The organism is Agreia sp. Leaf244 (genome assembly GCF_001422695.1).
Classification (GTDB): Bacteria; Actinomycetota; Actinomycetes; order Actinomycetales; family Microbacteriaceae; genus Agreia.
In genome coordinates, this window is sequence record NZ_LMLX01000002.1 from 494,707 (window position 1) to 514,823 (window position 20,117).

Below are 20,117 nucleotides of genomic sequence, written 5' to 3' on the forward strand. Positions count from 1 at the left end.
CTTCCCCAGCACATTTTCAGGTATTACGCCATGCGGCGCGCCTTGCGCCTCTCGAACCCTCCGTAGACGACCGAGTACAGAACCGGCAGCACGACGAGCGTCAGAACGGTCGATGAGACGAGTCCCCCGATGACCACGAGCGCGAGCGGCTGCGAGATGAACCCGCCATGCCCCGTGAGCCCCACGGCCATGGGAAGCAGCGCGAAGATCGTGGCCAGCGCCGTCATGAGGATCGGGCGCAGCCTGCGGCTCGCTCCCTCGACCAGCGCCTCTCGCACCGACCGCCCCTTCACGCGGTACTGGTTCACCAGGTCGATGAGCACGATCGCGTTGGTCACGACGATGCCGATGAGCATCAGCACACCGATGATCGAGGGCACGCCGAGCGGGATGCCCGAGATGAGCTGCAGAATGATCGCGCCGGTCGCCGCGAACGGCACGGAGACTAGCAGCAGCAGCGGCTGCAGGAGGCTGCGGAACGTGGCGACCATCACGACGTAGACGATCAGGATGGCGACGAGCAGGGCGATTCCCAGCTGGCTGAACGCGTCTCCCTGGTCACTCGTCACGCCTCCGAGCGTGGCCGTGGCGCCGGCCGGCAGTTTCGTGTCGTCGACGGCGGCCTGCACCTCGGCGCTGGCCGTGCCGAGGTTGTCGCTGGCCGGGGTCGCGGTGATCGTCGCCGTGCGCACGCCCTTGACGGTGGTGATGGATGCCGGTCCGTCGACGGTCGCGACGGTCGCGAGCGAGTCGAGTCGGGCGGGTCCTGCCGCGGTCGGCACCTGCAGCGCGGCGAGTTCGTCGACCGTGGCGGGCGACGTCTGCGACTGGATGTAGATCGAGTAGCTCGCGTCGTCGATGAAGATCGTGCCGATGGTCTGCGGCTGCATGGCCTGCGACACGATGCCGCCAACGATGGTCTCGCTGAGCCCGGCCTCCGCGGCCTTGACCCTGTCGACCGTCACGGCGATGTAGGGCCTCGAGTTGCTGAGGTTGCTCTCGCTCTGCGTGATCGCGTCGAGCTTCGAGACCTTCGCGAGAACGGCATCGGATGCCGTCTGCAGGTCGGCCGCGCTGGTCGCGGTCACGTCGATGGCGATGTCGCTCGAGGTTCCGAATCCGGCGGAAGCCGCAACCTGAATGTCGCCGGCGTCGCTCGTCTTCTCGAGCGTCTTTCGAACCGTCTCGGCGAGGGCGTCCTGATCCGCGCTCTCGTCGGTGGTGATCGAGTAGGTGATCGCGCCCGCACCGCCGCCCACGAACGCATCCCGCAGGGCCGAGCCGCTCGATCCGATGCTGAGCTGCACGGTCGTGATGCCTGTGATACCGAGCAGCGCCTTCTCGACCGACTCCGCGGCCGTGTTCTGCGCATCCAGGCTCGTGCCCACCGGAACCGTCTGCGTGACGGTCAAGGTGTTCTGGCCCGACGAGCCCAGGAAGTTGGTCTTCATGAACGGCGTGAGCCCGAGGGTGAGGATGAGGAGCAACCCGGCTGACACGAGCGTGATCACGGGCCGCTTCAGCGTGCCCTCGAGAATCGGCAGGTAGCGCCTCTGCAGCGCGGTGGGCTTCTCCTCCTCGGCGATCTGCTGCTCCTGCCGACGGGCACGCCGCGACTCCAGCCCGGTGGCCGGGTCGGCCGGCACGACAGGGGCGGATGCGATGTCGTGCGCATGACTCTTCGGCGCACGCGAGCGCAGGAACCAGTAGGCCAGCACGGGCACGATCGTGAGCGCCACCACGAGCGAGGCGAGGAGCGCGATGGTGACCGTCAAAGCGAAGGGTCTGAAGAGTTCTCCCGTGGTGCCCTCGACGAACGAGATCGGCAGGAAGACCGCCACGGTGGTGATGGTCGATGCGGTGATGGCACCGGCCACCTCGCGCACGGCCTCGACGATGATGGCGGCGCGTGCGGTGGCCGCGCGATCGGTGCCGCCCTGCATACGCGCCACACCGTCGGGCGAGGCGAGATGGCGCCGGATGTTCTCGATCACCACGATCGAGTCGTCGACCACCCGGCCGATCGCGATCGTGAGCGCGCCGAGGGTGAGGATGTTCAGCGAGTATCCGGCCGTCTGCAGGCCGATGAAGGTGATGAGCAGCGAGGTGGGAATCGAGATCGCGGTCACGAGCGTCGACCGGATCGACAGCAGGAACACCAGGATCACGACGACGGCGAAGAAGAGCCCGAGCAGGCCCTCCTCGGTGAGCGACTGGATCGACTGCTGGATGTAGGGGGCCTGGTCGAACACCACCGTGAAGGTGGCGCCGTCGAGCGCCGACTCGAGCTTCGGCAGCAGGTCTTGAACCGCGTTCGACACCTCGACCGTGTTGGCCGCGGGCAGCTTGGTGATGGCGATGGTGAGCGCCGGCTTGCCGTCGACCCGCGAGATCGACGTGACCGGGTTGTCGGTCAGCGCGACGGTGGCCACGTCGGCGATCGTGTAGACACCGCCGCCGGGCTTGACGGCTCCCCCGAGCGGCAGGCCCTGGATGTCTGCGACGCTCGTGAGTTTCGTGCCGGCCTGCACGGAGAGCGTCTTGTCGTCTTCGGTGAGCGACCCCGCCGGGATCAGCAGGCCGTTGTCGCTGACGGCATTCCGGATCGCCTGCGACGACAGGCCCGCGAGCGCGAGCGCCGCCGTGTCGGGCGTGATGGTGACCCTCTGGCCGATGTCGCCCACGAGCTGCGCGTCGCGCACCCCGGCCACATCGGTGATGTCGGGGAGGGTGTTGGCGCGCAGGAGACCCGCGAGCGCCTTGGTGTCGGTGACTCCGTCGGCGGGCGTTACCGCGATCTGCACGACAGGGAAGTCGTCGATGCCGCCCGAGAGCACCTGGGGGTCGAGGTCTGCCGGCAGAGTCGACTTGATGCGGTTGATCGCCTGGTTGATCTTCTGCTCGGCGGTGGCGAGATTGGTGCCGTAGGTGAAGGTGGCGCTGATGATCGAGAGGTTGGTGCTCGACGTCGCCGTCGTGGTCTCGATGCCGGCGACGCCCTGGATGGCCGTCTCGATGGGCACGGAGACGTCGTCGTTGACCACCTCGGGAGATGCGCCGGGGTAGTTCGTCAGCACCGCGAGCTGAGGGAACTCGATCGAGGGGATGAGCTCCTGCTTCAGGCTCGTCAGCGCGAGGCCGCCGAACACCGCCGCCACGATCGTGACGAGCGCGATGAGCGCGCGGTTCTTCATGCTGAGGATGGCGAGAAAATGCACAGGGGTACCTTCTGTGGAGCGGCGCGGCGACCGTTTCGCGAACTGTGTCAACTATGACATCCGGCCTCGCTCCGACCGCACCCGCGAGGCAATGCTTACGGCGAACAGCGCACCAGCGCAAGGCGTTGTGGGTCGGGGCGATCCCGGCGAAGATCAGAGGATGAAACGTATCCTCTACAGCGGCGGCGGCGTCACGACTGGCGACCAAGTGGCGGATGCCATCCTCGAGTACGCAAGCGAACTCGCTCGGCAGGAATCCAGTGACACGTTGCAGGTGCCCAGCATCAACGATGCCGGCACCCTCGTTCACACGCAGCTTCTGCTCGGCCCTGCCAGCCAGTTCATCGTCGAAGAGGTCGAGACGTCTGCCGAAGATCCGGTAGATCCCGAACTCGTGGAGAAGATCCGCGAGAGGACCAGCCACCTTCAAGCACCGAGGCCTGTGGCGTCGAACAACACCGCCGACTATCCCGACCTCGACGAACCGACCGAAGTCCCCGATCCGCCCCTCGCCGACGCCTGACCCGTCGAGCGAGATCAGCTAGGCGACGTCGCCGAACGCCTGTGCGCCGGGCATCGGGTTGCGCATGATCGTCTGCCAGGCCCGGACCAGCGCATCCATGCCCTGTTCGAGCTGCGCCGTGGGGTAGCCGAGCGGGATGCGAAGAAACCGTTCAAGTGCGCCGTCGAGCCCGAAGCGCGGCCCGGCCGTGATGAGCAGCCCTTCGGCACGGGCGGCGAGGGCGAGCTGCGACGACACCGCGGAACCCAGCCCCACCCAGCTCGCGATGCCGCCGGCGACCCGGGGCGCACTCCACGACGGGAAGCGCTCGTCGACGAGCTGCTCGAGACGGTCTCGTCCCTCCCGCAACTGCTCGCGGCGCCCGTCGAGGATCGAGGGCATGTCGGGGAGCATGCGCGTGACGATGAGCTGCTCGAGCACGGGGGTTCCGAGGTCGCTCGACGGGCGGGCGGCGGCGAGCGTGCGGATGAGCCCGGGCTCGGCGCGGATCCAGCCCACACGGAGGCCGTCCCAGATGGTCTTCCCGACCGAGCCGATGGTCACCACGCTGCGCTCGTCTCCCGGCGTCGCGTAGGCCGCGAACGGCAGGAGGCTGCCGACCCGGTCGATGTCGAGTTCGCCCGACGTCTCGTCGACGAGCAGCGTCGTGCCCGCCCGCGTCGCCTGATCGATGGTGCGCTCGCGCAGCTCGGCCGACATGGATTCGCCCGTGGGGTTGTGGAAATCGGGCATCAGGTAGCCGACCGCGGGGTTCGTGCGACGCATGAGCTGCTCCAACGCCGACTCGTCCCAGCCCTCACCCGGGGTGACGCTCACAGGCACGAGTCGTGCGCCTGCCTGGGCGAGGGCCTCATATGCGTGCGGATAGCTGGGCAGCTCGACGAGCGCGCGGTCGCCGCGCGCGAGGAGCACGCGCGACAGGAGGGCGATGGCGCTCTGGGCGCCCGTCGTCACCAGGATCTGATCGGGGGTCGTGGGGAGGCCGCGGACCGTGTAGCGTGCGGCGACGGCCTCGCGAAGCTCCGGGATTCCCTCGAAGTTGTACCCCGGCCCTTGCAGGTAGCGTCCGAAGTCGTCCATCGACCGCTGGGTGGCCAGCGCTATGCCCGGGCTCGCCGGCATGATCGCCTTCGTGAAGTCGAGGAAACCGCCGACGGCGTCGACCGCCAGATTCGCCCGCCCCGGCACCCGGGTCACGCTGCCCGAGCCGCGGATGCTCGTGGTGTAGCCGCCCTCGCGCAGCTCGCGGTACGCGCTGGTCACGAGGGTGCGGCTCACCTCGAGGGCCTGCGCGAGCTCGCGTTCGGCCGGCAGCCGCGTGCCCGCCGGGATGCGGCCGTCGAGAACGAGAAGGCGGATGCGGTCGTACAGCGCCTGATAGAGGGGCCCGCCGCCGTCTTTCCACTCGCCGAGCAGCGAACGCAGGGCGCGGGTACCGAGGAGCGCATCAGTCATGCAACCACTTTAGCCAGATTGGCTTCTTGTTCTAAAGCCAATTCTGCAATTGGATGCAGACATGACGTTTTTGCTGGCCCGACGCATCGCCCGCCTCATCTCCGGCCTGGCCCTGTACGCGTTCGCCGACGCCCTCATGATCCGGGCTGCGCTCGGCGTCGATCCGTGGACGGTCTTCGCCCAGGGGCTGATGGCCCAGACGGGCCTCGGCATCGGCGTGCTGACCAACATCATCGGCGTGCTCGTGCTGCTGCTCTGGATTCCCCTCCGCCAGAGGCCCGGGCTCGGAACGGTACTGAACGTACTGCTGCTCGGCCCCATGATCGAGCTGAGCCTGTGGGTGGTTCCCGCGATGCCGAACATCTGGGCACAGGCCGGCATGTTCTCTGCCGGGCTCGTTCTGCTGGCGGTCGCCAGCGGCATCTACATCGGTGCCCGGCTGGGTCCGGGCCCGCGCGACGGACTGATGACGGGCATCCACAATCGTCTCGGATGGCCGATCTGGGTGGGCCGCTTCGGGGTCGAGGCCACCGTGCTGCTCGTCGGCTGGGTTCTCGGCGGCAACGTGGGGGTGGGAACGCTCGCCTTCGCCCTACTGATCGGGCCGCTCTGCAACATCACGCTCCCGTTGATGGGCGTGCACTCTGCCAGAATGGCCGCGCCGGTCGATTTGGAATCCGCCCCGTCGCCGAGGAGCCCCGATGACCGTACCGTACTCTCCGACCAGCAGGAGAACGAACCCCCTCGCGATCGTGTCGCTCGTCTCGGCGTTCGTCGTCTCGCTGGCGGCCGTCATCACCGGCCACATCGCGCTGCACCAGATCGCACGCACCGGTGAGAAGGGGCGCGGACTCGCGATCGCCGGTGTGGTCATCGGTTACGCGGGCCTCGTCGCCGGAACGCTGACCCTCATTCTGCTGGTCACGAACCTCGCCGGGCTTCGCGACCAGCTCCAGACCCCCGAGCTCGGTTCCACGCAGGCGCCGTCGTCGTCTGGCGAGGCCGGCGGGGTGCCGTCACCCTCTCTTGCGCAGGGGCGAGACTGGACCGGCACGATCGAGATCAACGGCCAGGATGTCGGCGTGACGCTCGACGGAGCTGCGGCTCCCCAGGCCGTCGCCTCGTTCCTCGCGCTGGGCGAGGCGGGCTTCTTCGACGGAACGTCGTGCCATCGACTCGTCACCGAGGGCATCTACGTGCTGCAGTGCGGAGACCCGACGGGCACCGGTTCCGGCGGCCCCGGCTACTCCTACGGGCCGATCGAGAACGCGCCCGCCGACGACGTCTACCCCGCGGGCACCCTCGCGATGGCCCGCATCGGCGGAGACGGCGAGAGCATGGGCAGCCAGTTCTTCATCGTCTACGACGAGTCGATGATCCCCTCGGATGCCGCGGGCGGCTACACCGTGCTCGGCACCGTCACGAGCGGGCTCGACGTGATCACCGGCATTGCCGATGCCGGCACCACGAACGGCTCCAGCGATGGGGAGCCGGCCGACCCCGCCGTGATCGACGGGGTCAGCTTCGAATAGCCCCGCTCAGGCCCGCGAGCGCAGCAGAGTGAACGACCCCGCCGAGGCGATCAGCGTCGTGACCGGCCCCTCGACGAGCTGACCGGGGTCGCTCGACGCCGCCAGTTCCCACTCGGCCCCCGGTGCCGGCGGCACCTGGAACTCGACGCCGTTCTCGGCGGCGTTGAGCAGCAGCGCGAACGAGTCAGCGCCGTCGTGGGTGAACACGAGCGTCTCGGTGCGCGCGTTCGGGTTGTCCCAGTCGTGGTCGTCGAAGTTCTCGCCGTCGCTTCGCACGATCTCCACGGCGTCGGCGGCGATCGCATCCGGCACCTCCGACTGCACCTCGGGGGCCTGTCGGAACCAGACCGGCCGAAGCGCCGGGTTCTCGCGGCGCAGCGCGACGAGCTCCCGTGTGAACGAGAGCAGCTCGGCGTCTGCGTTGGCCCAGTCGAACCACGAGATCTCGTCGTCCTGACAGTAGGCGTTGTTGTTGCCTCCCTGGGTGCGACCCATCTCGTCGCCGCCCAGCAGCATCGGCACGCCGGCAGAGAGCAGCAGCGTCGCGAGCAGATTGCGCCTCTTGCGGTCGCGGCGGGCGTTCACCGACTCGTCGTCGGTCGGCCCCTCGGCTCCCCCGTTCGACGACTTGTTGTCGCTCTCGCCGTCGTTGTTGTCCTCGCCGTTCGCCGCGTTGTGCTTGTCGTTGTACGAGGTGAGGTCGTGCAGGGTGAAGCCGTCGTGGGCGGTCACGAAGTTGACGCTCGACAGGGGCGAGCGTCGCGACGCCTCATAGACGTCGGGAGACCCGAGGATGCGCTGCGAGACCGTGCCGAGCACAGAGTCGGTGCCGTTCCAGAAGTCGCGCACGTCGTCGCGGAACTTGCCGTTCCACTCCGACCAGTCGGCCGGGAAGCCGCCGACCTGGTAGCCGGCCGTGTCCCACGGCTCGGCGATCATCTTCACGGGGGCCAGCACCGGGTCCTGCGCGATCAGGGTGAGGAAGGCGCTGTGGATCTCGGCGTCGCCGCCCTGTCGGGTGAGCGTCGTGGCGAGGTCGAAGCGGAACCCGTCGACGTGCATCTCGGTGACCCAGTAGCGCAGGCTGTCCATGATCAGACCCAGCGCGGCCGGATGCGAGACGTTCAGGCTGTTGCCGGTGCCCGTGGTGTCGAAGTAGTGCGCCTCGTCGCCCTCGACCAGGCGGTAGTACGACGCGTTGTCGATGCCCTTGAAGCCCAGCGTCGGCCCGAGGTCGTTGCCCTCGGCGGTGTGGTTGTAGACCACGTCGAGGATCACCTCGAGGCCGGCGGCGTGGATCGCCTTGACCATCTGCTTGAACTCCGTGACCTGACCGCCCGCCTGGCCCGCGGCATCCGACACGTACTCGTTGTGCGGCGCGAAGAACCCGATCGAGTTGTAGCCCCAGTAGTTGCGCAGGCCCTTCTCCGAGAGGTGGCTGTCCTGCACGAACTGGTGCACGGGCATCAGCTCGACGGCGGTGACCCCGAGGTCGGTGAGGTGCTTCAGGGCAGCCGGATGCGCCAGGCCCGCGTAGGTGCCCCGGATCTCCTCGGGCACGTCGGGGTGCAGCTTGGTGAAGCCCTTCACGTGGGTTTCGTAGATGACGGACTCCGCGAGCGGCGTGAGCGGGGCCCGGTCGTCCTCCCAGTCGAACGATGGATCGGTGATGACGCAGCGCGGACTGTGCGGCGCCGAGTCGGTGTCGTTCCGCGTCTGCGGCTCGTTCATGTCGTGGCCGAAGAACGACTGGTTGTCGGCCGCCCAGTCGTAGCCTCCCTCGATCGCCGTGGCGTGCGGGTCGAGCAGCAGCTTGTTCACGTTGTGGCGAAGCCCGGCCTCGGGGTTCCATGCACCGTCGACTCGGATTCCGTAGCGGGTGCCGACGTCGACGCCGTCGACGAAGCCGTGGAAGACGTGGCCGGTGCGCTCGGGCAGTTCGACGCGGGTCTCGTCGCCGTTGTCGTCGAAGACGCACACGAACACGGCATCGGCCGTCTCGGAGTAGAGCGCGAAGTTGCGGCGGCCGCCGATGAGCGAGAAGCCGAGCGGGTAGGGAAGGGAGCGGGCGGAAGCCATCGGTGATCCTGTCTGGAAAGGGGCGAAACTATCGCCTTCGCAGGATAGAAGCGCGCAGCCCGCGGCGCCGGATCGCCCCAGGGGGCTAGCGCTCGCTGACTCTTTGTGGTGGGGATTCCTGAACCGGCCCATGAGGGCCTCGTGCAAGCCCCCTTTCGAGCGACTCACGCTGTGCCCTATGCTCGGCGACGATCACGCTCATCCTCGTTCAGGAGAATTCATGTCTAACTCGTCGCAGCCCGCCGCCGCCCAGCCCTACTCCCAGGGCGGAGAGCCGCCCCTCGACCAGCCGTACTACGGCGCCCCCATCGGAGCCGCCGCCAAGCGCTTCTTCAAGAAGTACGCCACCTTCTCCGGCCGGGCCAGCCGCAGCGAGTACTGGTGGTGGACCCTCATCGTGATCATCATCAGCTTCGTTCTGAACATGCTGTCCCTCGCCCTCGGCGGCAACGGCGTCGACCAGAACGGTGCCATGACGATGTCGGCCGGCGCCTCGGTCATCAACATCATCGCTGGCCTGTGGGCACTGGCCACGATCATCCCGAGCCTCGCGCTGGCCTGGCGCCGACTGCACGACACCAACCGCAGCGGCGCCTGGTACCTGCTGATCCTCATCCCGCTCATCGGAGCGATCATCCTCATCGTCTGGTTCGCGAGCCCGGCGAAGCCCGAGGGCCAGCGCTTCGACCGCTGACGCTCAAGAGATCCCGGCGCCCCTGCGGCGCCGGGATCTCTCGTCAACGCCTTGCCGCGTTCTCGGCGTAGAACGCGAGTGCGTCGCGAACGAACCTCGCCGCATCATGCCCGCCGGCCTGGTAGGCCGTCGCGAAGCGCGGGTCCACGACGTAGAGCTCTCCGAGTCCGACGAGGTAGTCGGTCTCCGGGCCGTTCGGATAGCCCGGCGTGCCGGGCACCTGGCTCAGCCACGCCACGTGGCGTTCGACGATCGCCTGCACCTCTGCGCTCTCCACCGGGCGCCCGGCCGCCGCAGCCGACGCGAAGTCGGCAGCGATCCCGGCCTGCGCCGCCTGGAATTCACGCTTCTCGTCGGCCGACTTGGCATTCCACCAGTCCGCACCCGACGCGTACGCCGCCGCTCCCCAGCGCTCCGAGACCTCCGTCTCGTGCTGCTCGGGCGCGAACCCGTCGAGCATCTCCTCCGCCATCAGTCCTTCTCCTCGTCTCATCTTTCGGATGGTCGTGTCGATCGAGGCGATCTGCCGGTCGATCCTGTTCTTCTCGTGCACCAGATCGTCGCGGTGCCGGGTGAGGGCTCCGACTGCGTCGGGCTCCTCGTCGAGCACCCGGGCGATCGCCGTCAGGCCGAGCCCGAGATTGCGCAGCAGCAGGATGCGCTGCAACCGCACGAGGGCCGGTTGGTCGTAGCGGCGATAGCCGTTCGACGCGATGCGGGTCGGTGGGAGCAGCCCGATGTCGCCGTAGTGGCGCAGCGTCCTGCTCGTCGTTCCGGTCAGCCGTGCGATCTCCTGGATCGACCAATCCGTGCGGGGTGCCCTCGACATCTCGTCGCCCTCTCGCTCTCTCCTGCTCTCGGTGTGCCGTGTCTCGTGCGCCGAGATCATCGGCACACGACCGAGGCTAGAGGTTGACGCTGCGGCAACGTCAAGGGCGAATCTCGCACGAGGCACCATTTCCCCGAATGTGCGCACTGGGTACGATGACAGCACACCGTCCGCCTCGTGAGAATCGACCCGTGAGATGCCACCCTTCCCGGGCAAGCGTTCCCGCTCGTCGCAGCCTGCGGCATCCGGCACCTTCGCCGGGCCGAACTCACCGTCGAGGCGGGCCTTCCTGCAGAGCGCCGGCATTCTCGCCGCCGGCGCCGTCGCCGGAGGAGCGGGCGGAGCCGCGATCGGCACGGCGGTCGGCGCCGGCCGTCCGGAGCTCGACTTCGTGGCCGACAAGGCCACGCCGAAGAAGGCGTTCGAGCACGTCGTCGTGGTGATGTTCGAGAACAGGTCGTTCGACAACCTGCTCGGCTGGCTCTATCGCGACGACGAGATTCCGGCCGGCTCGTCGTTCGACGGCCTGCACCAGGGCGACTATTCGAATCCGGCGCCCCACGGGCATCCGGAGGTGAAGGCCCACGTCTACACGGGGTCGACCGACGTCATCATGTCGAGCCCCCAGCCCGACCCCGGCGAGGCGTACCCCCACGTCAACACGCAGTTCTTCGGCACCGTCGACCCCGAGCTGCACAACACCCCGCCCCTCGGAGCGAAGCCCACGATGAAGGGGTTCGTCACCGACTACATCGCCAACTACGAACGGCTGTCCGGCGGCAAGAAGAGTCCGAGCCGGGCCGAGTACTCCGCGGCGATGGGCGGCTTCTCGCCCGCGATGCTGCCCGTGTTCTCGACCCTCGCCAAGAGCTTCGCCGTCTACGACCACTGGCATTGCGCCGTGCCATCGCAGACGTTCTGCAACCGCTCGTTCTTTCACGCCGGCACCTCGCACGGCTATGTCACCAATCAAGGCGACGGGGGCTACGACAAATGGCTCGACGACGACCGGGCCGGCTCCCCCACGATCTTCAACCGGCTAGAAGACGCCGGAATCCCCTGGCGGGTCTACTACGACGCCGCCCAGCTCGTGTCGATGACCGGCGTGCTGCATGCCCCGGCCACCGAGAAGTACTGGAAGACCAACTTCCGCACCCTCGACCAGTTCTACCTCGACGTCGAGAGCGGCAACCTGCCCGCGTACTCCTTCATCGAGCCGCGCATGGTCTTCAACCACAACGACATGCACCCGCCCTACGGCGAACTGCGCGAGGGGCCCGACGGCTTCGGCGGCATGGTCGAGGATGGTGCGGTCAGCGACGTGCGGGCGGGCGATGCGCTGCTGCATTACCTGTACACCGCCATCAAGGAGTCGAAGAGCCCGACGGGGTCGAACGCCATGAACACCATGTTGTTCGTCACGTTCGACGAACACGGGGGGACGTTCGACCATGCCACGCCCCCGTCCGCGGTTCCCCCGGGAGACGGACGGCCCGGCGAGATGGACTTCGGATTCGACCGGCTCGGCGGTCGCGTACCCGCGATCGCGATCTCGGCGTACACGGCGAAGAACACGATCATCAACGACCCGATGCAGCACAGCGCGCTGATCGCCACCCTGTCGCGCCAGCACGGCCTCGAGCCGCTCACCGAACGCGACGCGAAGTCGATGGACATGTTCAACGCCATCAACCGCACGACGCCGCGGCCGGTGTCGGACTGGCCGACGACGCTGCCGCACTATGTTCCGCCGAACCCCGACGAGAACCTCGACCCCGAGTCGCCGGAGCACCGGGCGAAGAAGATCTCGAGTCCTGCCAAAGGGCTGCTCGGACTTCTTATGGCCAAGTACGCCGGCGACGGCGAGCAGGCTCCCGAGACCTACCAAGAGGCCTTCGCCGCCCTCGTGCTGCACGGGCGAGGCCTCTTCGGCACCCTCGACGGCAACGCGAACGAGGGCGACGAAGACGACGCCGGCTAGGCGCCGATGAGCCTCTCGGCCAGGTAGGCCTGCAGGCGGTCGAGCGACACGCGCTCCTGCGCCATGGAGTCGCGCTCGCGCACGGTCACGGCGTTGTCCTCGAGCGACTCGAAGTCGACCGTGATCGCGAACGGCGTGCCGATCTCGTCTTGACGGCGGTAGCGACGACCGATTGCACCGGCGTCGTCGAAGTCGACGTTCCAGCTCTGGCGCAGGTCCTGCGCCACCTTGCGGGCGAGCGGCGAGAGGGCCTCGTTGCGCGACAGCGGCAGCACGGCGGCCTTGACGGGCGCGATGCGCGGATCGAGCTTGAGCACCGTGCGCTTGTCGACGCCGCCCTTCGAGTTCGGAGCCTCGTCTTCGTGGTACGAGTCGACCAGGAACGCCATGAGCGCCCGGGTCAGACCGAACGACGGCTCGATCACGTAGGGGATCCACCGCTCGTTCGACGTCTGGTCGAAGTACGAGAGGTCGGTTCCGGATGCCTCGGAGTGCGTCTTGAGGTCGAAGTCGGTGCGGTTGGCGACACCCATGAGCTCGCCCCACTGGCTGCCCGGGAACTGGAAGCGGTACTCGATGTCGACGGTGCGCTTCGAGTAGTGCGACAGTTTCTCTTGAGGGTGCTCGAACTGGCGGATGTTCTCGGGGTTGATACCGAGGCCGATGAACCACTCCCAGCTCTGGTCGATCCAGTACTGGTGCGCCTCCTCGTCGGTGCCGGGCTGCACGAAGTACTCCATCTCCATCTGCTCGAACTCGCGGGTGCGGAAGATGAAGTTTCCGGGGGTGATCTCGTTGCGGAAGGCCTTGCCGACCTGGGCGATGCCGAACGGCGGCTTCTGCCTCGAGGTGTTCAGAACGGTGGCGAAGTCGACGAAGATGCCCTGGGCGGTCTCGGGGCGCAGGTAGGCCATGCCGCTCTCGTCTTCGAGCACGCCGAGGGTGGTTTTCAGCATTCCCGAGAACTTCTTGACCTCCGACCACTGGCCGACGTTTCCGGTGTCGGGATCGCGCACGTCGGCGAGGCCGTTTACCGGCGGATGCCCGTGCTTGGCCTCGTAGGCCTCGAGCAGGTGGTCGGCGCGGTAGCGCTTATTAGTCGCGAGCGACTCGACCATCGGGTCGTTGAAGACCTCGACGTGGCCGGAGGCCTCCCAGACCTGGCGCGGAAGGATCACAGCAGAGTCGAGGCCGACGACGTTGTCGCGGCTCTGCACCATGAACTTCCACCACTGGCGCTTGATGTTCTCTTTGAGCTCGACGCCCAGCGGCCCGTAGTCCCAGGCACTGCGCGTGCCGCCATAGATCTCTCCGGTCGGAAAGACGAATCCTCGGCGCTTGGCGAGGGCAATGACAGAATCAAGAGGAGATGTGGGCATAACGGCTTCCGTAAGTCGCCCACCGGCCGGCTGCCAGCGGGTGGATAAGCCACAATCTTATGGGAGGGGCCATGGGGGACCGCGACACCGAGCGCTGGCTGCGGCTGAACGGTCTGCCGTATTTCGTGAGGCCGGATGCGCGGGCGCGGCATCTCCTGCCCCGCACCGCTCCGTTCCTCGTCTTCGCCGTGGCGATCGACGTGCTCAGCTCATTCGTGCTCGAGGTCGACATCGACCCGGATTCCGCCTCGGTCGGCGACTGGGGATGGGCCCTCGTGGCGCTGGCGCTCGTCGTCGCGGTTCCCGTCGTTCCTTCCGTTCTCGCCGTGGTGACAGCTCGAGTCCTGCGCTCGCGAACGCGCGCGAAGACCCCCGTGGCGCTGGTCGCCCTGTTCCTCTATCTCGTGGTCGATCCGCTCTACTTCGGTCTCGTCGCACACGAGAACCCCGTCGCGTCGGTCGCGCAGAACGCCGGCGTCGTGGTCGCCGCCCTCGCGGCGACCTGGCTGGGCGTCGGCGCCCTCCTCTCGTGGGCCCTGCGCGCCGCCCTACGGCAGTTCGAGGCCCTCGGGCAGCTCGCGACACGCGCCCTGCCCATCCTGATGCTCGTCGTGGTGTTCGCCTTCTTCGCCCGCGCACTCTGGGAGGTGACCGGCAGCATGAGCGCATCGCGGCTGCTCGGCGTCGCCGTGTTCTTCCTCGTGCTCGGGCTCCTCTTCACCGTTCCGATCATGCGGCGGGAGCTGTCGGCACTCGACGGCGGAGTCGAGGCCACGGGACCGCCGCTGAGTCGACTCGAGCGGTTCAACCTCGCCGTCGTCATGGTGCTGGCCCAGGCATTCCAGGTCGCCATCTTCGCCGCACTCGTCTGCGTCTTCCTGGTCGTTCTCGGCCGACTCGCCTTCAGCGACGAGGTACTGAACCTCTGGCTCGGTGCGAACGCCGGCAACGCGGAGGTGCTCGGCATCGAGCTTCCCGTGCGCACCGGCATGCTCAAGACTGCGGTGTTCCTGAGTTGCGTCTCCTCGCTCAACTTCCTCGTCTCGGTCTCGACGGCTGCGGCGTACCGGGCGTCCTTCTACGATCCGCTGCTCGACCAGGCTCGCGCGGCACTGGCGGTACGCGCCGCTTACAGGGCCGAATCTCAAGCGCATTGACATGATCATCGCGCGGAGTAGTGTTCTCACTCGTGACTAACGAAGTCAAGTCGGCCAAACGCTGGTTTATCGGCGAACCCCTCCCGACCGACAAACTCGAAGGACAGCTCCTCCCGAAGCGGCTCGCCCTGCCGATCTTCGCCAGCGACCCGCTCTCCTCTGTGGCCTACGCGCCGCAGGAACTTCTGATGATCCTGCTCATCGGCGGTCTCGCGTTCCTGAGCTTCGCGCCCTGGGTCGCGGCCGCCGTCGTGCTGCTGCTCGTGGTGGTCGTGGCGTCTTACCGCCAGCTGGTCAAGGCCTACCCCTCGGGCGGCGGAGACTACGAGGTCGCCCACAAGAACCTCGGGGAGAAGGCCGGGCTCGTCGTGGCATCGGCCCTGCTCGTCGACTACGTGCTGACCGTCGCCGTGTCGGTGGCCTCGGGAGTCGACAACATCATCTCGGCCCTGCCGTTCCTCAATCCCTACCGCGTCGAGATCGCTGTCTTCTTCGTGATCGTGCTGGCCGCCGTCAACCTGCGCGGCGTCGCCGAGTCGAGCAAGGCGTTCGCCATCCCCACCTACCTGTTCGTCGGCAGCGTCGCGCTGATGATCGTCGTGGGCCTCGGTCAGGCCATCCTCGGCAATGCCCCCGTCGCCGAATCGGCCGACTACGGAGTCAGGGCCGAAGGGCTCACTCAGGCCGCCGTCATCCTTCTTCTCCTCCGCGCTTTCTCGAGCGGCTGCAGCGCCCTCACCGGCGTCGAGGCCATCTCGAACGGCGTGCCCGCCTTCCGCACCCCCAAGGTCAGGAACGCCCAGCGCACCCTCGTGCTCATGGGCAGCATCGCCATCGTGCTGTTCGCCGGCCTGGTCGCGCTCGCCCTGATCGCCCGAGTGCACTACGCAGAGAACGCGTGCCATCTCATCGGCTTCGAGAACTGCGAGGGGCAGCCGCAGCGCAGCCTGATCGCACAGATCGCCTCGGCCGTCTTCGGCAACAACTCCGTGCTGTTCTACGTGATCCAGGCCGCCACCGCAGCGGTGCTGCTGCTCGCGGCAAACACCGCCTTCAACGGATTCCCCCTCCTCGGCTCGGTGCTGGCCAGGGACTCCTACGCACCGAAGGCCCTGCTGACGCGCGGCGACCGGCTCGTCTTCTCGAACGGCGTGCTGATTCTGGGCCTGTTCGCGACGCTCATCCTCGTGGTCTACCAGGCCAGCCTCACCCAGTTGATCCAGCTGTACATCATCGGCGTCTTCGTGTCGTTCACTCTCGGGCAGACGGGCATGGTCAAGCACTGGTGGGGCATGCTCAAGGCCGGATGCTCGAACCGCGGCGCCGTCTGGCGCGGCCTGGCCATCAATGCGTTCGGCGCACTCCTCACCGCCGTCGTGCTCATCGTCGTGACCATCACGAAGTTCACGCACGGGGCCTGGCTCGTCTTCGCGATCATGCCCGTGCTCTACATACTGATGCTGGGCGTCAACCGTTACTACCGCGACGTGAACAAGGAGATCGAGGTCGACGCGACCACGACCTTCGGCTCGGAGGGCGACCACGCCATCGTGCTCGTCGGCCGCATGCAGAAGCCCGTGCTCAAGGCGCTCGACTACGCGATCGCGGCGCAGCACGACAGCATCGAGGCCGTGCATCTGTCGATCGACGACGAGTCGACCAATGCCCTCGAGAAGGCCTGGGGGGAGATGAACATCTCCGTTCCCCTCAAGATCATCGTCTCGCCCTATAGAGACGTGGCCGAGCCGCTCTGCCAGTACATCGAGAAGCGACGCGCCCTGCACGGCTCCGAGGTCGTGACCGTCTACACGCCCATCTACATCGTCGGCCACTGGTGGGAGACGCTCCTGCACAACCACAAGGCGCGTCGCATCCGCAAGCGCCTGATGCTGGTGCACGGCGTCACGATCGCCCTTGTTCCGTGGCTCCTCGACTCCTCCGAGGTCATCTACGGGCGCAGGTCGCGCCCGCTGCCCGGGTCGGAACGTCGCGGCGAGCCGGTGCGACCGGTCGCTCGCACGCCGCGGCAGGAACGGCGACACGCGAAGGCCCAGCAGCAGTAGGTGCTAAACTGACGCAAGTTTTGTAAGTTATTCGACTCCCGGGTGGCGTTCTCATCCCCCGGCCCGAAAGGTGAGGGGGTCTCGCATGGGGCGCGGCCGTCAAAAAGCTAAGCACACCAAGGTTGCTCGCGAGCTGAAGTATTTCAGTCCCGACACCAACTACTCCGCGCTCGAGCGCGAATTGAGCCACCCCTCCGACGGTGAGCCCGACTACTCCAAGTGGATCGACGAAGACGACGACGAGTCCGACACAGACGACGTCATCATCGTAAATCCCGAACTCCTCGACTCCGACGAGCGGCAGCAGAAGCGCGCTTAGTCTTCGCGGGTCTCCCTGACAGGAGCGATCTGGTCGACAGCAGCATTCTGGTCGGCATCAACGTTCTGCTCGGCGGGCGCCTCGACGCGTTCGCTGGTGGTCATGACAATCGTTCGGGCGCGCCTGCTCGAGACGCGGTCGACGACCACGGCGATGGCGGCGGCGATTCCGACGAACACCGTCACCAGGATGATCCCGACGAAGCCGAACACCTGCGCCCGCGAGTAGTTGGGCTGCTCGGGGAACACGAACGTGAGAACGAGCGTGGCGAGAATGGCCACGACGGCCCCCACCACGATGAATCGCACGTACCGGGGCGATCGCCGCACCACCACGTCGTGGGTCGAGGAGGAGGAAGCGGGAGAAGTCGAGTCGTCGGGAAGAGCCACACCCCATTGTCTCCCACATTGCCGGGTGATCCCCGTGCGCCGACGACCATAATCGGGTGATGGACTTCGACCGCACCCTGGACGTCGACGGCCCGCTGGACGTCGACGGCACAGTGCTCGCTCTGCGCGCGGCCGGATGCGTGTTCGCCGAAGACGAGGCGCGCCTGCTCCTCGAGGCGGCACCGGATGCGGCCACCCTCGACGCGCTTCTGGCCAGACGGGTGTCGGGGGTCCCACTGGAGCACGTGCTGGGCTGGGCCGAGTTCGCCGGCATCCGGGTTCTCGTCGACGACGGGGTCTTCGTGCCCCGACGCCGAACCGAGTTCCTCGCGGCTCGCGCCGTCACCCTGGCGCGCGAGTACGCGCATCCGGTGGTTCTCGACCTGTGCTGCGGGTCGGGCGCCCTGGCCCTGGCGATCGGTTCGGCCGTGCCGACGGCGCGACTCTACGCGGCCGACATCGACCCGGCCGCCGTGGCCACCGCACGGCGCAATCTCCCCGCGCCGGCACTGGTCGTCTGCGGCGACCTCTTCGAGCCCCTGCCCGACGAGCTCCGCGGCCGCGTCGACGTGCTCGTGTGCAACACGCCCTACGTTCCGACGCTCGCGATCGGGTCGATGCCTCCGGAGGCCCGCCTCTTCGAGGCCCGGCTCGCGCTCGACGGAGGCGGCGACGGCCTCGATGTGCAGCGACTCGTCGCGGCTCAGGTGAGGGAGTGGCTCGCGCCCGGCGGTCACGTGCTCGTCGAGGCGAGCGAGGAACAGGCGCCGCAGTCCGTGCGACTCTTCGAGAGTGCGGGGCTCGTGAGCCGGGTCGAGTACTCCGACGAGTACGACACGTCGATCGTGCTGTCGACGAGACCTCGCTAGGCCGCGCCGAATTCGCGCAGCGAGTCCCTCGCGCCCGCTCTCACAGCATCGGTGACCGCGTCGAGGAGCGGGGATGCGAGGTTCCACCGCTGCCAGAACAGCCGCACCTCGGTGTACTGCCCGGGGGCGATCTCGACCAGCCGGCCCGTCTCGAGCTCGACGCTGCACTGCTGCTCGGGCAGCATCCCCCAGCCGAAGCCGAGCAGCACAGCTTGGGCGAAGTCGCTTGAGGTGGGAATGAAGTGGCGGGCCTGCTGCGTCGCGCCGGAATCAGCGACCCCGCGCACGATGGTCGCCTGCAGGTCGTCGCGCCTGTCGAAATCGATGCGCGGCACCCTGGCCAATGCCGCGAGGTCTCCCGACGCGATCGCATGATCCGACTGGAACCCCGGGGTGCACACCGCGCGGTAGCGCATCGCACCCAGGGGTTCGACCGAGCAGCCCTGAACGGCGTCGGCGGTCGAGGTGACCGCCGCCATCACCGTTCCCGATCGCAGCAGCGACGTCGTGTGCTCCTGGTCCTCACGATGGATGTCGAAGACGACGTCGCCTGATCGGGCCAGCGGGGCGACGGCCTCGAGGAACCAGGTCGCGAGGCTGTCCGCGTTGACGGCCAGCGCCATGGGGAACACGGAGTCCTCGGCACCACGACCGTGCAGTGCGCTGCGAGCGTCGGCATCGAGCAGCGATGCCTGCCTCGCCAGTCTCAGCAGCACGGCGCCCGCGTCGGTGGGCAGAACGGGATTGGACCGCTGTACCAGAATGCGACCCGCCGACTGCTCGAGGGTTTTGATGCGTTGGGAGACCGCCGACTGGGTCAGGCTCAGCCGACGGGCAGCCGCATCGAAGGTGCCCTCCTCCGCGAGTGCCAGCAGAGTCTGCAGGTGGTCGTACTGAAACCCTGACATAAGCTCCCCTAATCCGTTGTAAGAAACATTAGCTGTACGAATCCCACCATCACTCGTACGGTCGAGTAATGCCCCTCGACTCGACCCTTCTGCCCGCACTCCTCGGCCTCGGAACAGGACTTGCCCTGATCATTGCGATCGGCGCGCAGAACGCCTACGTGCTGCGACTCGGGATAGCGGGGCGCCTGCGGATCGTCGCCGTCGTCGTCGCGATCTGCGCCCTGTCTGACGCACTGCTCATCGCGGCGGGAGTCCTCGGAATAGGCGTGGTGATCGAGAAGGCGCCGATCGCCCTCGTGGTGATCCGCATCCTGGGCTCGGGATTCCTCATCGTCTACGGACTCATGGCCGCAGGCCGGGTCTTCCGCCCGCAGGCTCTCGAGCCGTCGGGGCAGAAGGGGTCGATCTCGCTGAAGACAGCGGCGCTCACCACCCTCGCCCTCACCTGGCTCAATCCGCATGTCTACCTCGACACGATCGTCTTCCTCGGATCGGTGGCCAATCAGCAGGGCGCCGACGAGCGCTGGTGGTGGGCCGCCGGGGCGATGACCGGCAGCCTGCTGTGGTTCAGCGTCCTCGGCTTCGGCGCCCGCCTTCTTCGCCCGTTCTTCGCGCGGCCGAATTCGTGGCGCATTCTGGATGCCGTGATTGCCGTTGTCATGCTGGCCCTCGGCATCCGCATGGCCGTCGGCTTCTGAGCTTGTCGCGCGGGCGGCGTCGTT

Annotated in this window: 17 protein-coding genes; 10 read left to right on the forward strand and 7 right to left on the reverse strand. The window is 67.5% G+C overall.

Annotated elements, in window-relative coordinates:
* Window positions 1-23: 23 nt before the first annotated feature.
* The gene (locus tag ASF06_RS07185) at window positions 24-3,218 is read right to left on the reverse strand and encodes an efflux RND transporter permease subunit (protein ID WP_157439108.1); all 3,195 of its coding nucleotides are present in this window, start codon (window positions 3,216-3,218) and stop codon (window positions 24-26) included.
* Window positions 3,219-3,231: 13 nt separating this feature from the next.
* Here ASF06_RS07185 and ASF06_RS07190 point away from each other — a divergent pair, with 13 nt between their 5' ends.
* Window positions 3,232-3,741: a hypothetical protein gene (locus ASF06_RS07190; RefSeq protein WP_157439109.1), complete on the forward strand. Its 510-nt coding sequence runs from the start codon at window positions 3,232-3,234 to the stop codon at window positions 3,739-3,741.
* Window positions 3,742-3,759: 18 nt separating this feature from the next.
* Here the strand turns inward: ASF06_RS07190 and yczR are convergent, their stop codons facing one another.
* Window positions 3,760-5,196 carry a MocR-like transcription factor YczR gene (gene yczR, locus ASF06_RS07195; RefSeq protein WP_055945115.1) on the reverse strand — a complete coding sequence of 479 codons (1,437 nt, stop codon included), beginning with the start codon at window positions 5,194-5,196 and terminating at the stop codon, window positions 3,760-3,762.
* A 61-nt stretch (window positions 5,197-5,257) separates the two neighbouring features.
* Between yczR and yczE the strand changes: the two genes are divergently transcribed.
* Both yczE and ASF06_RS19150 read left to right on the forward strand, forming a co-directional pair.
* Window positions 5,258-6,034, forward strand: a complete 777-nt coding sequence (gene yczE, locus ASF06_RS07200) for a membrane protein YczE (protein WP_326941216.1) — start codon at window positions 5,258-5,260, stop codon at window positions 6,032-6,034.
* The gene (locus ASF06_RS19150; RefSeq protein ID WP_326941507.1) at window positions 5,949-6,728 is read left to right on the forward strand and encodes a peptidylprolyl isomerase; all 780 of its coding nucleotides are present in this window, start codon (window positions 5,949-5,951) and stop codon (window positions 6,726-6,728) included. The genes yczE and ASF06_RS19150 overlap by 86 nt, the downstream gene beginning before the upstream one ends.
* Window positions 6,729-6,734: 6 nt before the next feature.
* On the opposite strand, the gene glgX is transcribed toward ASF06_RS19150, so the two are convergent.
* Window positions 6,735-8,807 carry a glycogen debranching protein GlgX gene (gene glgX / locus ASF06_RS07210; protein ID WP_055945118.1) on the reverse strand — a complete coding sequence of 691 codons (2,073 nt, stop codon included), beginning with the start codon at window positions 8,805-8,807 and terminating at the stop codon, window positions 6,735-6,737.
* 220 nt (window positions 8,808-9,027) lie between these two features.
* On the opposite strand from glgX, the gene ASF06_RS07215 reads away from it, so the two are divergent.
* A complete protein-coding gene (locus ASF06_RS07215; RefSeq protein WP_055946266.1) occupies window positions 9,028-9,501 on the forward strand; it encodes a DUF805 domain-containing protein in 474 nt (157 codons plus the stop codon).
* Window positions 9,502-9,544: 43 nt separating this feature from the next.
* On the opposite strand, the gene ASF06_RS07220 is transcribed toward ASF06_RS07215, so the two are convergent.
* The gene (locus ASF06_RS07220) at window positions 9,545-10,390 is read right to left on the reverse strand and encodes a MerR family transcriptional regulator (protein ID WP_326941509.1); all 846 of its coding nucleotides are present in this window, start codon (window positions 10,388-10,390) and stop codon (window positions 9,545-9,547) included.
* Window positions 10,391-10,526: 136 nt separating this feature from the next.
* Here ASF06_RS07220 and ASF06_RS07225 point away from each other — a divergent pair, with 136 nt between their 5' ends.
* Window positions 10,527-12,311: an alkaline phosphatase family protein gene (locus ASF06_RS07225; RefSeq protein WP_082500762.1), complete on the forward strand. Its 1,785-nt coding sequence runs from the start codon at window positions 10,527-10,529 to the stop codon at window positions 12,309-12,311.
* On the opposite strand, the gene ASF06_RS07230 is transcribed toward ASF06_RS07225, so the two are convergent.
* A complete protein-coding gene (locus tag ASF06_RS07230; protein WP_055945121.1) occupies window positions 12,308-13,690 on the reverse strand; it encodes a glycine--tRNA ligase in 1,383 nt (460 codons plus the stop codon). The two genes, ASF06_RS07225 and ASF06_RS07230, sit on opposite strands and share 4 nt — an antisense overlap.
* 71 nt (window positions 13,691-13,761) lie before the next feature.
* Here ASF06_RS07230 and ASF06_RS07235 point away from each other — a divergent pair, with 71 nt between their 5' ends.
* The 3 genes from ASF06_RS07235 (at window position 13,762) to ASF06_RS07245 (ending at window position 17,229) form a co-directional block, all read left to right on the forward strand.
* Entirely contained in the window at window positions 13,762-14,847 is a 1,086-nt protein-coding gene (locus ASF06_RS07235; RefSeq protein ID WP_055945124.1) for a hypothetical protein, read from the forward strand.
* A gap of 32 nt (window positions 14,848-14,879) precedes the next feature.
* Window positions 14,880-16,910 carry an APC family permease gene (locus ASF06_RS07240; RefSeq protein ID WP_235500931.1) on the forward strand — a complete coding sequence of 677 codons (2,031 nt, stop codon included), beginning with the start codon at window positions 14,880-14,882 and terminating at the stop codon, window positions 16,908-16,910.
* Between the two features lie 85 nt (window positions 16,911-16,995).
* On the forward strand, window positions 16,996-17,229 hold the full coding sequence (locus ASF06_RS07245; protein ID WP_055926778.1) for a DUF3073 domain-containing protein: 234 nt from the start codon (window positions 16,996-16,998) through the stop codon (window positions 17,227-17,229).
* On the opposite strand, the gene ASF06_RS07250 is transcribed toward ASF06_RS07245, so the two are convergent.
* Window positions 17,226-17,618 carry a hypothetical protein gene (locus ASF06_RS07250; protein WP_200920332.1) on the reverse strand — a complete coding sequence of 131 codons (393 nt, stop codon included), beginning with the start codon at window positions 17,616-17,618 and terminating at the stop codon, window positions 17,226-17,228. The genes ASF06_RS07245 and ASF06_RS07250 overlap by 4 nt on opposite strands.
* A gap of 59 nt (window positions 17,619-17,677) precedes the next feature.
* On the opposite strand from ASF06_RS07250, the gene ASF06_RS07255 reads away from it, so the two are divergent.
* Window positions 17,678-18,487 carry a putative protein N(5)-glutamine methyltransferase gene (locus ASF06_RS07255; protein WP_082500763.1) on the forward strand — a complete coding sequence of 270 codons (810 nt, stop codon included), beginning with the start codon at window positions 17,678-17,680 and terminating at the stop codon, window positions 18,485-18,487.
* Here ASF06_RS07255 and ASF06_RS07260 read toward each other — a convergent pair.
* Window positions 18,484-19,395: a LysR family transcriptional regulator ArgP gene (locus ASF06_RS07260; protein ID WP_055945129.1), complete on the reverse strand. Its 912-nt coding sequence runs from the start codon at window positions 19,393-19,395 to the stop codon at window positions 18,484-18,486. The genes ASF06_RS07255 and ASF06_RS07260 overlap by 4 nt on opposite strands.
* A 68-nt stretch (window positions 19,396-19,463) precedes the next feature.
* Here ASF06_RS07260 and ASF06_RS07265 point away from each other — a divergent pair, with 68 nt between their 5' ends.
* Window positions 19,464-20,093: a LysE/ArgO family amino acid transporter gene (locus ASF06_RS07265; protein ID WP_055945132.1), complete on the forward strand. Its 630-nt coding sequence runs from the start codon at window positions 19,464-19,466 to the stop codon at window positions 20,091-20,093.
* Window positions 20,094-20,117 lie beyond the last annotated feature (24 nt).